The organism is Methylobacterium sp. WL12 (genome assembly GCF_008039475.1).
Classification (GTDB): domain Bacteria; phylum Pseudomonadota; class Alphaproteobacteria; order Rhizobiales; family Beijerinckiaceae; genus Methylobacterium; species Methylobacterium cerastii.
In genome coordinates this window covers 1-12,086 of record NZ_VRUW01000110.1, presented here as the reverse complement: position 1 = coordinate 12,086, position 12,086 = coordinate 1, and the positions used below count along the sequence as shown (strand labels likewise).

At 63.0% G+C, this 12,086-nt stretch carries 17 protein-coding genes and 1 pseudogene; 7 read left to right on the top strand and 11 right to left on the bottom strand.

The window, feature by feature from the left end; all coding sequences use genetic code 11:
- Window positions 1-259: 259 nt before the first annotated feature.
- The 6 genes and pseudogenes from FV226_RS24700 to FV226_RS24675 form a co-directional block, all read right to left on the bottom strand.
- Window positions 260-1,468 (bottom strand): IS91 family transposase, encoded by a 1,209-nt coding sequence (locus FV226_RS24700; RefSeq protein WP_147764995.1) that lies wholly within the window; start codon window positions 1,466-1,468, stop codon window positions 260-262.
- A 4-nt stretch (window positions 1,469-1,472) separates the two neighbouring features.
- Complete coding sequence (locus FV226_RS24695; protein ID WP_147764994.1) at window positions 1,473-2,375, bottom strand: tyrosine-type recombinase/integrase; 903 nt, start codon at window positions 2,373-2,375, stop codon at window positions 1,473-1,475.
- Window positions 2,376-2,617: 242 nt separating this feature from the next.
- Window positions 2,618-2,863 (bottom strand): annotated as a pseudogene (locus FV226_RS24690) (helix-turn-helix domain-containing protein); the annotation flags it as partial.
- A 20-nt stretch (window positions 2,864-2,883) separates the two neighbouring features.
- Window positions 2,884-3,207 (bottom strand): hypothetical protein, encoded by a 324-nt coding sequence (locus FV226_RS24685; RefSeq protein ID WP_147764993.1) that lies wholly within the window; start codon window positions 3,205-3,207, stop codon window positions 2,884-2,886.
- Window positions 3,208-3,420: 213 nt separating this feature from the next.
- A complete protein-coding gene (locus tag FV226_RS24680; protein WP_147764992.1) occupies window positions 3,421-3,960 on the bottom strand; it encodes a hypothetical protein in 540 nt (179 codons plus the stop codon).
- Window positions 3,960-4,448 carry a hypothetical protein gene (locus FV226_RS24675; RefSeq protein WP_147764991.1) on the bottom strand — a complete coding sequence of 163 codons (489 nt, stop codon included), beginning with the start codon at window positions 4,446-4,448 and terminating at the stop codon, window positions 3,960-3,962. Before FV226_RS24675 ends, FV226_RS24680 begins: the two co-directional genes overlap by 1 nt.
- 226 nt (window positions 4,449-4,674) lie before the next feature.
- On the opposite strand from FV226_RS24675, the gene FV226_RS24670 reads away from it, so the two are divergent.
- Together FV226_RS24670 and FV226_RS24665 are read left to right on the top strand one after the other, a co-directional pair.
- Window positions 4,675-5,007, top strand: coding sequence for a hypothetical protein (locus FV226_RS24670; protein ID WP_147764990.1), 333 nt, complete (start codon window positions 4,675-4,677; stop codon window positions 5,005-5,007).
- A gap of 424 nt (window positions 5,008-5,431) precedes the next feature.
- Window positions 5,432-5,839, top strand: coding sequence for a MucR family transcriptional regulator (locus tag FV226_RS24665; protein WP_147764989.1), 408 nt, complete (start codon window positions 5,432-5,434; stop codon window positions 5,837-5,839).
- A gap of 73 nt (window positions 5,840-5,912) precedes the next feature.
- Here FV226_RS24665 and FV226_RS24660 read toward each other — a convergent pair whose 3' ends face one another.
- Together FV226_RS24660 and FV226_RS24655 are read right to left on the bottom strand one after the other, a co-directional pair.
- Entirely contained in the window at window positions 5,913-6,092 is a 180-nt protein-coding gene (locus FV226_RS24660; protein WP_147764988.1) for a hypothetical protein, read from the bottom strand.
- Window positions 6,089-6,349 carry a hypothetical protein gene (locus FV226_RS24655; RefSeq protein WP_147764987.1) on the bottom strand — a complete coding sequence of 87 codons (261 nt, stop codon included), beginning with the start codon at window positions 6,347-6,349 and terminating at the stop codon, window positions 6,089-6,091. The genes FV226_RS24660 and FV226_RS24655 overlap by 4 nt, the downstream gene beginning before the upstream one ends.
- A gap of 1,634 nt (window positions 6,350-7,983) precedes the next feature.
- Between FV226_RS24655 and FV226_RS24645 the strand changes: the two genes are divergently transcribed.
- The 4 genes from FV226_RS24645 (at window position 7,984) to FV226_RS24630 (ending at window position 10,661) form a co-directional block, all read left to right on the top strand.
- Complete coding sequence (locus FV226_RS24645; protein ID WP_147764985.1) at window positions 7,984-8,670, top strand: cell division protein DivIVA; 687 nt, start codon at window positions 7,984-7,986, stop codon at window positions 8,668-8,670.
- A gap of 65 nt (window positions 8,671-8,735) precedes the next feature.
- Window positions 8,736-9,251: a hypothetical protein gene (locus FV226_RS24640; RefSeq protein ID WP_147764984.1), complete on the top strand. Its 516-nt coding sequence runs from the start codon at window positions 8,736-8,738 to the stop codon at window positions 9,249-9,251.
- Window positions 9,252-9,304: 53 nt separating this feature from the next.
- Complete coding sequence (locus tag FV226_RS24635) at window positions 9,305-9,850, top strand: hypothetical protein (protein WP_147764983.1); 546 nt, start codon at window positions 9,305-9,307, stop codon at window positions 9,848-9,850.
- A 376-nt stretch (window positions 9,851-10,226) separates the two neighbouring features.
- The gene (locus FV226_RS24630; RefSeq protein WP_147764982.1) at window positions 10,227-10,661 is read left to right on the top strand and encodes a hypothetical protein; all 435 of its coding nucleotides are present in this window, start codon (window positions 10,227-10,229) and stop codon (window positions 10,659-10,661) included.
- A 10-nt stretch (window positions 10,662-10,671) separates the two neighbouring features.
- Here the strand turns inward: FV226_RS24630 and FV226_RS24625 are convergent, their stop codons facing one another.
- Window positions 10,672-11,031, bottom strand: coding sequence for a VanZ family protein (locus FV226_RS24625; RefSeq protein WP_147764981.1), 360 nt, complete (start codon window positions 11,029-11,031; stop codon window positions 10,672-10,674).
- A 231-nt stretch (window positions 11,032-11,262) separates the two neighbouring features.
- On the opposite strand from FV226_RS24625, the gene FV226_RS24620 reads away from it, so the two are divergent.
- On the top strand, window positions 11,263-11,505 hold the full coding sequence (locus tag FV226_RS24620; RefSeq protein WP_147764980.1) for a hypothetical protein: 243 nt from the start codon (window positions 11,263-11,265) through the stop codon (window positions 11,503-11,505).
- Between the two features lie 48 nt (window positions 11,506-11,553).
- Here the strand turns inward: FV226_RS24620 and FV226_RS24615 are convergent, their stop codons facing one another.
- Window positions 11,554-11,847 (bottom strand): plasmid pRiA4b ORF-3 family protein, encoded by a 294-nt coding sequence (locus FV226_RS24615; protein ID WP_246691727.1) that lies wholly within the window; start codon window positions 11,845-11,847, stop codon window positions 11,554-11,556.
- A 39-nt stretch (window positions 11,848-11,886) separates the two neighbouring features.
- The coding region (locus tag FV226_RS24610; RefSeq protein ID WP_147764303.1) for an integrase core domain-containing protein at window positions 11,887-12,086 on the bottom strand (200 nt) is incomplete at its 5' end.

Below are 12,086 nucleotides of genomic sequence, written 5' to 3'. Positions count from 1 at the left end.
AAAGAATCGCCTGCCCACCGCCCCAACCCTCGATGCCGGCGATCCGGCAGGCCATCCTGGACCACCTCAGCCGACCGCCACCCCGCCGATGCCCGCACTGTGATGCTGCGCTCGATCAACCACCTTGGATGAAATCTGCCAAAGTAGTGCGAGGGTTGAGGGGCAGTGTTCGCGAGGCTCATCACGGCGTTCGGCACGCGGAGAAGCGAGCCCCGAGGTGCGGGTCCTCGGATGGCTGGCGCTGTCAGGCCATGCCGGGTCATGGCGTACACGCCCGGTTCGGCGCGGGGCGGAACGGCGGCCCACGCGGCTCGTACCAGCCCGCGAAGGCGCCGACGATCCTCATGGGACCACCGCAGCAGGGGCAAGGCCCTCGCACGTCGGTGGCAGCGTCTCGCGCGTCCGGCTCAGAGTCGGTGGATCGCGGCGGGACCGGTGTGCCGAGGATCGCGCGGATGTGGGCCAGACCGGCCTTCCGGTTCGAGCCGGTGAGGAAGCCGTAGTGCCGGATGCGGTGGAAGCCGCGCGGCAGGACATGGAGGAGGAAGCGCCGGATGAACTCCCCGGCGGACAGGGTCATGACCCGCGCCTGCCCGCCCTCTTCGCACCGGTAGTCCTTGACCCGGAAGCTGACGTTCGCTCCGTCGAAGGCGAGGATGCGTCGGCTGGAGATGGCCACGCGGTGAGTGTAGCGCGACAGGTAGGCGAGCACGGCCTTCGGTCCGGCGAAGGGCGGCTTGGCGTAAATCACCCAGCGCTTCCTGCGCACCGGGGCGAGCGCGCGGGCGAAGGCCCTGGCGTCGGCGAGAGGGGCCAGGGTGCCGAAGAAGGCGAGCGTCCCGGTCTCGTGGAGGGCCGCGAGCCCTTCGAGGAACAGGCGGCGGAACAGCATGCCCAGCACCCGCACCGGCAGGAGGAAGGCCGGGCGTGACGCGACCCACTGGGTCCCGTCCGACGAGAGGCCGCCGCCGGGCACGATCATGTGGAGATGGGGATGGTGGGTCATGGCCGAGCCCCAGGTGTGGAGCACGGCGGTGAAGCCGATGCGGGCACCGAGATGCTTCGGGTCGGCGGCGATCCGCGTCAGGGTCGCGCTCGCGGCCCGGAACAGCAGATCGTAGACGGCGGCCTTGTTCTGGAAGGCGATGGCGGCGATCTCGGCGGGCAGGGTGAAGACGACGTGGAAGTAGCCGACCGGGAGGAGGTCAGCCTCGCGGGCGGCGAGCCAGTCCCGCGCCGCCGCGCCCTGGCAGCGTGGGCAGTGCCGGTTACGGCAGGAATTGTAGGCGACGCGCAGGTGGCCGCACGCGTCGCAGCCCTCGACATGCCCGCCGAGGCTGGCCGTGCGGCACTGCTCGATCGCCGCCATCACCTTCCGCGTAGCCAGGTCCAGGTGCCCGGCCCCATCGGCGCGATAGGCGGGACCGGCGGCGCGGAAGACGTCGGCTAGCTCGATCGTGGCGGGCATCGCCTCAGCCCGGTGCGGGTCCCTCCCCATGGAACAGGGCGAGCCTGTCGAGGGGGCTCGTCACGGCCCACACCGTCCGGGTGGCGACCTTGGCGTAGAGTGCCGTCGTGTCGAGGCGGGCGTGTCCGAGCAGCACCTGGATGACGCGGATATCGACGCCGTCCTCCAGGAGATGGGTGGCGAAGGAGTGGCGCAGGGTGTGAGGACCGACGCGCTTGGGAATCCCGGCCGACCGGGCCGCCTCCACCACGATGCGGTGAAGCTGGCGGGTACTGATCGACCGGGCCCAGTCCTGGCCGGGAAACAGCCAACCCTCGCGATGCAGGACGCCCTGCCGGTGTCCCTCGATCCACCAGCGCCGCAGGAGGACCAGGAGATCGGTGGACAGCATCGCGTTGCGGTCGCGGCCGCCTTTGCCACGCTCGACCCGCAGCAGCATGCGCGTCGAGTCGACGTCGGCGACTTTGAGCGCGGCGACTTCGGCCACGCGCAATCCCGCGCCATAGGCCACCGAGAGGGCCGCCAGATGCTTGAGGCAGACTGTGGCACCGAGCAGCCGCCCCACCTCCTCGGGGCTCAGGACGTCGGGCAGCGGGCGCGGATGGTTGAGGCGGACCAGCCTGCGGGCGAGATCGGGCCGGTCGATCGTATGGACGAAGAAGAAGCGCAGGGCCGAGACGATGGCGTTCATCGTCGGCACCCCGAGGCCGATCTCCTGCTGCGCGATCTGGAAACGGCGCAGGTCGTCGACGGTTGCCGTGTCGGGCGAGCGCCGCAGGAACGTCGCCAGACGCCCGACATCGCGGAGGTAGTTGCGCTGCGTCTCACGCGAGAACCGGCGCAGGGTCATATCGTCGACAAGGCGCTGGCGCAGCGACCCAGCGGCGGGAACAGCAAGGATGGTCATGGAACCGGCTCCACTCGGATGAAGGGAGCCGGGATCGTCCGCCCAGGCCGGGCGACGCTCAATCAGCGCGGGGCGTTCGTCCCAATCCGAAAACCTCGAAGCTGCCACCCATCCCGCGCAAGCGGGTTCGTTCAACCACCCAACCCGGTCGTAGAGCGGACCGGCGGGTGCCGACCCAACCCAGCCGTACAGACTGCTTTGATGACCGCCCAAAAGCGGACGTCGGCTGGGGTTCGACCTGCTCAGCTCCCCTGCCTCACACCGCTGTCCTGCTCGCGTGATCCGGCACCGCTCGGCGGCGCAGATTCGTCCCGCGGCGGGTGTCCAAACATGGCCTTGTAGGCGCGGCTGAAGGCTGCCTCCAACTCGTAGCCGACGCGCAATGCGACCTCTCCGACACGCGCCTCGCGGGCGACCAGCATGTCCCGGGCGAGCGTAAGCCGCCACTCATTCTGGTAGCGCAGGGGCGAGCGCCCGACGAGCGCAGATCGCGGTGGGGCCGAACCGTCTACTCCGCCTTGCGATGCCCCCGGCCATGCTGCTCCTTGCCGGCGCCCGCCGCGGCTGCGGCCTCCTTCTCAGCCTTGCCGACCGTCGCCGAGCTCGTGGCGGCATCGCTCGTCGCACCAACTGGCGAATTCGACGCCGCGGACTTTGGCTGACCCTTGCCCTCGGTCGGCGCATCGGCCTTCTCACCTTCGAGAACCTCGGGGTGGCCAGCGTCCGCCTTGGCACTCCCGGCCTCCTGGACCTCGGCCGCCCTCTGGTCCTTCGCGTTCATGGAGCTATGGTGCTGACCGTCGCCGGACTGGCCCTTGGCTGGGTTCGACATGCGTGACCTCTCCTATCGTGGTCACGCGGCAACTGCTCGCATCGAGCGCAGTTCAGGCGAAGCGGCTGTGTGCGACGAAAGGCCGGCCGGGCTCATCCACCCTGAAGGCTCGCCGCAGAGTCCCCCCTCGCCGAACGGCCGGACCGGGGGGCGCGCTCTGTGGTTCCTGATCGGGATGCGTGATGCAATCACCGCATCACGGCTGCTGCGTTGCTAGGAAAGGTCGACGACGATATCGCCCAGCTCGTTTTTGAGGCAGGCGTGGACGCGCTGCAGCCATAGCTGGGCTTCCGCTTCGGCGGCTCTCGCCTCCTTAGCTTGCTTCTCTGCAAGCTTGGCTCGCGCTTCCGATAGACGGGCGAGTTCGTCGGCCCTCTCGGCTCGCAGCATCGCAGCCTTCGCTGCCGCCTCGGCAGTCTGCGCACGCCGCTCGGCATCCTCGGTTTGCTTGACGCTCCGTTGGATGATCGACTGCGAGCGCAGCGATACTTCCTGGGCAAAATCGCGTGCTCGGCGCACACGCGTCCCAACATCTCGGATCAGGTCGAGCGCACCAGGCCAATCCACGACCGCCGGCTCGTCGGACCTTTCCTGCGGACCCGGCAGACTGGGCTCGGAAAAAAGGGATACGACCTTCTCGCCCGATTTAACGTCGGCCGCCCATTTGGAGCTGCTGCGCCAAGCATCGCCGGGTTCGGCATCCTTCCCGTCCTCTCGCGCATGGACGGTACAGCGCTGAGTGTTGCTCGACATCAGGCCGTCCGCTTCGCCGCAGCTTCCACATCGAACTCACTTGCGATCGTGTCGTAGACGCGGGAGAGCCATTCCTCTGCGATGCGCGCGCGCTCCTCCGCCGCCTTCACCCGCGCATCAGCGGCATTGAGCAGCTCGTCGGCACGGTTCTGAATAGCAGCGGTGCGCGCTTCAGCAGTACGAACTCGCTCGGCGGCATTCTGGATGTCTTCGCGCGCGCGCTCCAGCACCTCATTGACCCGCTGCTCCTGTTCCTGCGCCTCTGTCTCGACTTGGCGGGCATGAGTTGCGGCATGCCGAACCCGATCGATCAACAGCGACCAGTCCTGAGGCGATGACCGTCGCGTCGGTGGCAGGCCGCCACCGATGTCATCGAGGGGCCCGATTAGTCGCACCACCTTCGAGAGCTGCGCGTCGGAGCTGGATTTGCTGACGGGCGCGTCCAGCGGCGAGAGGCTGTCCCAAGAGTACTTCTTTGCCGCGTCCATAGGACCTACCCGCCATCCGCTCCGGCCGAGAAACCTTTGGCCAAGACGATTAACAAATTGGTTGTAATAGTTAACAGAGTGTTAACGAGATCGGCTTTGCTGATTTCTAAGGTGTAGCTCGGGCTTGTAGAGCCGAGTGTGCTAGCTGGACCTCCTTTGCTCGGCCATTGCACCTGGTCGCGATGGTTACGCGACGGACGGGCTCCTCGCTCGCTTCGGCCCCACGATGCGGCAGCTCGACGTGCTCCGGCACCTATCGGGCTCGCGCCGGCATCAGCGCCGCCCCGGGTCGCCGCCCGCGCGCAAATACGAGAGCGCGTGTCAGGCCCGGCTCATCCTGCCGCCGTCGAAGAAGGATATCGTGCCGACGCCGATCCAGCGCGGCCTGAACGTGGAGGCCTGGACAGCTTCGGGCTCGATTGAGTGGCATTTGGCGACGGTTTGGAGCTTCGAGCTCGGCCGCCTCGTGCTCGACGCCGCCGCGACGCTCTACCCGGACCGTGAGCTCACGCTGCGCCAAGCCTGCCGGGTCATCGCGAAGCGCGAGAAGCCTGAGTGAGGCTTGGCACACTCACCACAGCCTCACCCACACCTCCGCCGTAAGCAGCAGCAGGCCCCCCGAGCCGATCAGGTGAAGCTGCAAGCGGAGGCGGTTCATACAACCTTCAATTGCATGCCTGAGGGTCAACGCTGGGGCTTGCAAGAGGTGCCTGAACCGAAGCTTCAAGGGGCAAAATGGCCGCGACTCTACCTCACGGCCTCCTATTGCGTCCAGATTGAGTCCATTAATCAATTCTAAGTAGATCGCATCCATCAATCAACTCGCGCAGAAGTTGTGTTTCGAGATCGCAGGCGTATAATCGTACGGCGGCAGGCCGACCTGCCGAGTCCGTCTAGGGTGATCGACGACGCCAACATCGAGTTCCCGGCGACACCACGTTTGGACACGCACGCACCCGATAGCATTCGGAAGGAGATGAACCGTGCAGACCACGACAGACCCCATCGAGATCGCCGCTAAGATCCTTACCGCCTACGTGGCGCGCAACCCTGTACCGGCCACGAGCCTGCCGGACCTGATCCGTACGGTCCACAGCTCGATCACGGGGCTGACCACTTCGCCGAAGCTGGTGCTGACGAAGCCGACCGATGCGGAGATCCGCAAGTCGATCTCGCCGGACGCCATCATCAGCTTCGAGGACGGCAAGCCCTACAAGGCGCTGCGCCGGCATCTTACGATGAGAGGGCTGTCGCCCGAGGCCTACCGTGCCAAGTGGGGTCTCCCGGTCGACTATCCCTTTGTCTCGCCCAGCTACAGCGCGCGCCGCTCCCTGATCTCCCGCGCCATCGGGCAGAACCAGCGCCTGCGCTTTCAGCAAGCGGCGGAGTGATCCGAAGACCTGCTCGACGGTTCCCACCGACACCGCGCCGGTCGGTAATTAGCCGGCGAGGTGTTGGTCGGCTTCACTGGATCGTTGCCGAGCCCTGGATAAGGCCCAGGAGCGCAGCGAGCTTCATCAACCCCGCGCCACTCATCTCCTCGCCATCCACCAGCCACAGACTAAGGTCGTCGCCGAGCGGCTCGACATACCGGCCCATCGCGCGCAGGGCTTCGGCGGCCTGGTAGTAAGGATTGTTGGTCATGGCGCCACCGTGCATCCCAGCAGGATTGCGGTTCGCACCATGCCGCGCCGGAACTTCTCCGTCCGATCCTGGTCGGCGACGGCTCGCGCCGCTGGCTCGTGTGCCTTAACCGCGGCTGCTGGGTCCAGCGTGTGCCCGCTTGCGAACCGGAACAGGCTCACCGTCGGGTCGCGCAGGAACTCGTCCACGGCGGCGTTCACCTCATCGGCGGCGACGATCTTGGCCCTGAGCAGGTCACTGGTGATCGTGGTGCTCATTGCCACTGCTCCGAAGAGGCTATCAATCCGAGGCTACTTCACGGCTTCTGGGTGCGGCGAAGGAGTACCGCAATAGGCCCTCGGTATCAGCGGGCATCCATTGTGAACACGGCGATGCATCAGCGTACGCTTCACAACTGAGGTGTACGATCCGGCGACCGCGACGCGCCCATAGCAAGCCGGACAGCGCTTCTCAGCCTTGGCATGCGTCCCTTGCGCCTCAATGAGGCTCACGACGATCCAGGCGCCGTCGACCTTCACTTCGCAACAATTCAGATCGGGCTTGGCCATTGGCTGATCTGACACGCCGCCTTTCCGTCGGCCAGTGTAGCGCGGCAACGGTCGGCAGACCTTGTGTCAGTACGAACGCTCGTACTGGACCAGCAGCTTCTCTCAATGGCACTGTCCAACCGCGGACGCTTGAGACCAGGGTCACATATCAAGTACGCGTCCGGTGCCGGCGGAGGTTGGTGGCATCGCGCACTCGGCTGAAGCCTGATCTTAATGCTGGCGTTGAGGTCAGCGGGTCGGGGCTTTGCCGGTCGAGGTGCTTGAGGGGGCCGAACGACGGCAGCGCTGATCGTTCGAGGACAAGACACGGATCGTCGATACCTCGTACGAGGCCAGGGTATCGATGTTCGGTGTCACGCCGGCACAGGATCGCCCAAGGCCTCCTGTTCACTTGGCGGCGTCCGGCGCGGGAGGGCCGTTTGGGCGGGGACGCGCAGGCCCCGGTCCTCGTGCCCGTCGCGATCGCCCCGGAGCCGTCACTTCCTGTTCCCTCTGTGCAGTCGGATGATCCGCGTGCTCCAGCAGCGCCGCACCGGCGTTGTCGCAGGAGCGGCGTCATCGAGATCGATCTCGGCGGCGGTCGGCGTCTCAGCTAAGCATGCTTAGCTCAATATCGGTGGCGAGGCAGGCGCCATATGTCGTCGTACCGCGCCGGTAACTTCGCAAAAACTCCATCAAGCGCAATCGTGAGCGCGATCAAGCCGAGCGGAGAGCATACGAAGAGCCAAGGAGCCAAAGACATTGTGTGCTCGGAAAACAGAAGTCGGCGGAGGCCGGCTACTGAAATTTCTTAGATGATGATTAACAAATCGTTAACGTGTTATGGCCTGCTCCAATTGATGGTTCGGTTCCGGCAATTATGTACCACCGCTCGAGAGTTGGCCCCGCCCTCATTCCACGGTCAATGCAGGTTCTCGGGCTGTTACAGCTTAGCCGGTGAAAGATTCGGCTTTAAGTCGCTGAGGGCAGTTCGAAGTGGATCTTCGTTCTCGTTAGCAGGTTGATCGCTCGATGCGCTCTTGAGCGTAAGGAGGGCATACAGCCGGCGTTCCGCCTCGACCGGCTTGCCGCGCTTCGGGCCGCGCATATTCGAACAGGCTCGTCATATCCCAGCGAACGTGAACAGCAGTCGGACCTCGTCGAGCGTATGTTTTTCGATTGTCGGATCAGCGCTCGCTATGCAGTTTAGAGATACCAGCAGATAAGCCCATGGGTCCGCTTGAGGTTAAGATCGATCAACTTTCCTGAATTTTGGGTTAAAAATTGTCGCTTATTAACGCTTCGTTAACTATGATGATATGGCTGTGTCATCGCAAAGATGAGCTCATAGGGAAGAGCACACCATGGCCGCGGCCCCATTAGTCTCCTGGGCTCAAATCCTGACGCAAGTTGCAGCGAGCTTCGACAGCATCGCCGACAAGCCGTCTGCTGAGATCCTCATGCTCAAGCCCTCGTTTAGCACGATTAAGCCACTGACGAGCGAAGCGGCCTTTGGTCCACAACCGAACCTACACCCATCTCTCCTCATACCCGAGGCGGCAGTCAACGATGTCGGCGTCTCTCCATCCGGTGTCGATACGGAAGCCGTTGAGGTTGGCGATTGGATGAGCACCCTCGACATCATCAACGGCATGGCCGGCCTAGCTGGCGATCAAAAGAAGCGTCTGAGGGAGCAGAGCGTGTCTCATCAAGCTGCCCTCGAAGGCCTTGAGAGAGCCCTGAAGCAGACACAGCAGCTTTTGCAGCTCTCGGAGATGCGAGTGCAAGAGATCCAAACAGTGGCTGATGTCCGCTTGCAGAAGGTACAAGCAGACGCAGATGCTCAGGTGCAGGAAATCCGCGCCGAAGCTGAGGCGCGTGTAAGTGTGATCCGCGCCGAAACCGATGCTTGGGTACGTACCGCTGAAGAACAAGTGCGGGTTGCGGACTTACGAGCAAGCACCGCAGAGAAGTGGCTTCAAAGGATTGATGCAGCAGCTAAAAACCTACTTCTCGGCGGCCACATGAGCCTGGATCAGGGTCAAGTCTAGAGCGACCAAGGCAATCAATCAATGCGATTGCGAGTGTCTACGCGGAAGAACAGCGAGGATAGGCGATGGAGCAGGCAAGGCAACTTCTTGTAGATGCGTTCATGAGGGATGAGGCCGTTCCCGGATCGGATCCGCAGGTGCATGGCTCACTGCACGGAGATAAGGTTGTCCTTCTAACCCCAGCGGCCGATATCACCGCTACTCGGCATAGTGCAGTCGGAAGCCCAACTCTTGGAAAAAATTGGCCGGAGGTGCTGGAACGGGTGCGGGGTGCTGCTCAATATATGCGAACCGTTGAGAGCCGCGCAGAAGAGCAAGAGTTTCGTGTTCAGGAACTCTTGGAGCAAGTTCGTGCAGACATGCAGGACGCTCATGCTAGGGTCCAAGCTGCTGAGAAGCGCACTCGGGATGTTCAGGCTCAGGCGAACAAGCTGATTCAGGCTGCCGAAGAACGAGCTCGTATCGCTCAGGAGCGAACGGCTACAATAGAAGGCTGGCTTGTGCAGATCTCCGAGGCGATCGAAACGGAGTTCGTGGTGGAGCCTGTCAACGCACGTAAGGCGGGTACGAAGCGAAGCTGAGCAACATCAGCTGCAATTGCGTCGCTTTCTGAGCCTATGAAGACGAGGACTTTATGATGACCGCTATCAATACGGCATTTTGGAATGAGCTGGATGCAAAGATGGCTACCGTCTGCTCCGATAACCACGAGGGCGTGTCGCGGCGGGTTGTCGAATTAGCGGCTTCTTCGGAGTCACGGCAGTCGTCTGATAAGTGCTCATTGGGTCCTGCCCATATTAGGTCAGACTGGACCAAAGTTCTGGAAAACATAGCGGCATCGAAGAGCGTATCCGAGCAGCAACAAGCGGAGCTGCGCGAGCAAGCTACTGCGCGTGCTGTTCTCCTAGTGGAACTTGAGCGGACTCAGGAGCAGGTACGTATCCTCGAAGGCCTTCTAACGAACGCTTCAGATGAGGCGAAACTGAAGATTCTGCAAGTTCAATCGGAAGCAGATGCGCGCTTGTTGGCTATGCAACAGAGGGCAGACGCGGCGATTCAGGAGGCCTATGAGCTGATGCGTGCAGCAGAGTTACGAGCTGAGAACGCAGAGGGTTGGCTGAGACAAATAGCACAGGCGAGTCTTGATCTCGCCCCCAGCGATCACCGTGCGGCTGCTTAACAATAATGTTCGGCCTATCGAAGTGAAAGCATAGGCGCTAATCATGCGTGCCTCGCTCCTGTTTCGAAAAACACTTGTCGTTATTTTTCTTGTAGCGCTTGGGGGCTGTGCCAATTATCAAGCGAACCATTATACTGCAAACACAGAAAAATTATTAACCACTGAAGACACAATGAAAATGAACGATAGGGTGCTATCGAACGTATCGCACTGGCAGCTACGGCTCGCTTTCCTTTAAGCTGCGACCGTTGGCTCGGAGGCATGTCGAGGGCGAGCTTGACCGGGTCCATCGGGTCGGCCTTGAGCACCTTTCGGCATCTGGAGCGTTGACCGTCACAGCGCGATCCGTCGTTCCGCGCCAACAAAGCGTTCGCCGATGCTACCCATTCCCGCCTATGCCTTCCTCCCGATAGTGGCCGCGTGTGTCGCCACCATGCCGGCCAGGGCGGAACCCGAAGCCCCCTCGCAGGCTAACAACTGGACAGACCTCCGTGTCGCGTTGGCGAAGTGCTGGACCATCCCAGCGGGGACAGACGGCTCGCTACTGGCCTACCGCTTCGGGCTCGACAAGACCGGGGCCATCCGGGGAAAGCCGCGGATCATCGCTCGCCAGCTCAAGGGCGATGCGGAGGCACAGCGGCGCTATCAAGAAGCCGCATACGCGGCACTCGCCAAGTGCTTCCCGATGCCGGTCACGTCGGCCTTCGGAGCAATCCTCGGTGAGAGCCCGCTCTATCTCCGCTTCGTGAACACGCCGCCGACCAGCGCGTACCAAATCAACAGCAACATCACGCTGTTCGCCCCGCAGTAGAGTAGGCCTCCTACGCTCGCCCCTCGGCCTTCGCCATGCTCGCTGGGATGAACGCGAGGACGACCGCGAGCATCACTCCGAACCAGCACCCAGCGGCCTTCACCGCGAAGTCCCCAAAGTAGCCATGCCGTGTCAGCTCCAGGTTCTGCATCGCTTCCATCGCTCCAGCAATCATCACCAACAGTCCCAAAACCTGCCAGCGGTGACGCGGGTACCCGAAGGCAAACAGGAAGCTGACGACCGCGTAGGCGCCGAACCGCTCAAGGGAGACCGGGGCATCGGTGACAGGTCGGAGGCCGATGGGCGCGAGCGTCGCAAAGACAACTCCCACCAGGAGTAGCCAGCCGAGAATACGGGAGGTCTTCATCATAGGGCGGAGGTGACCTGAGCGCTTGTCGATACTGAGGCGGAGGCAACACCCGGGCCAATGGAGCGTGCGCTGCCAGGAGCAAAGCGACGGGCCAGCCTCAAAGAGTTAATCGCGACTGCTTCACGGGATGAAGGGTTAGGCGGCATGCAACATGCAGGCGCGGCATCATGGCAAAACGAGCCTGCAGGCGGTACATAGCCTTATTACCGTCCTCAGGCTCAGGCGCATAAGATGCCGCTGTTCTACATCGACCTCCATGACGGCACTAATTTCGTGCGCGACAAGAAAGGATTTGAGCTGCCAGACGTGGGAGCAGCCCGAGAGAAGTTAGGCCATGTTTTAAAGCGTTTCTCTGAGCTGCTAGACACAACAACGGACGGCCAAATATTCCTGGCGAGCGTTCGCGATCATGCCGGAACCATAATCATGCGGGCACGGCTTACGCTTGCTATCGAAGAGCTTGAAACGGCGTAGTGGCTTCACCATCCGCCTTCTCTCTTCCGCCTCATCCGCTGGAAGACTTCACAGTTGACTTCGGCTCTTCGCGAACGCTGCTTGTCCGATGGTGCGGCGCCGGGCCAGCTTCGCCATGCCGGCCTCTATCGTCTCTCGGTCCAGCTCATCGGGATCGAACGGGCCGCCGTACCATTCGAGCATCCGTTTGTGCTCGCGGTGTCGAGGCTTGGTGACGGCTTCTAGAAACTCCTCGAAGCCTATCGTCCCGCCCACGTCCTCGGGAGGTGCCCGCCTCGCCCCGTCGAGGAAGCGCGGGTAAGCGACTGCGGGGTCCGCCGGGCCTAACTCTTCGACCGTAATGGTGTTGATCGGCCCCCACGAGGTGGTCCAAGGGTAAAATTAGTGCACGGTGGGCCGCTCCGCCACGGGTAGCTTGGCCGGCGGAGCTGGTCTGGCAAGCGCAGCCGGCCAAGCGGAGAAGGCTGGCATGAACACCTCCGGGGCCGGCGGTCGGTATCCCAGAGAGGCATGCGGGCGCACGCCGTTGTAGTGACGTCGCCAGCTTTCGATCACGACCTGCGCTTCTCTGAGTGTGTAGA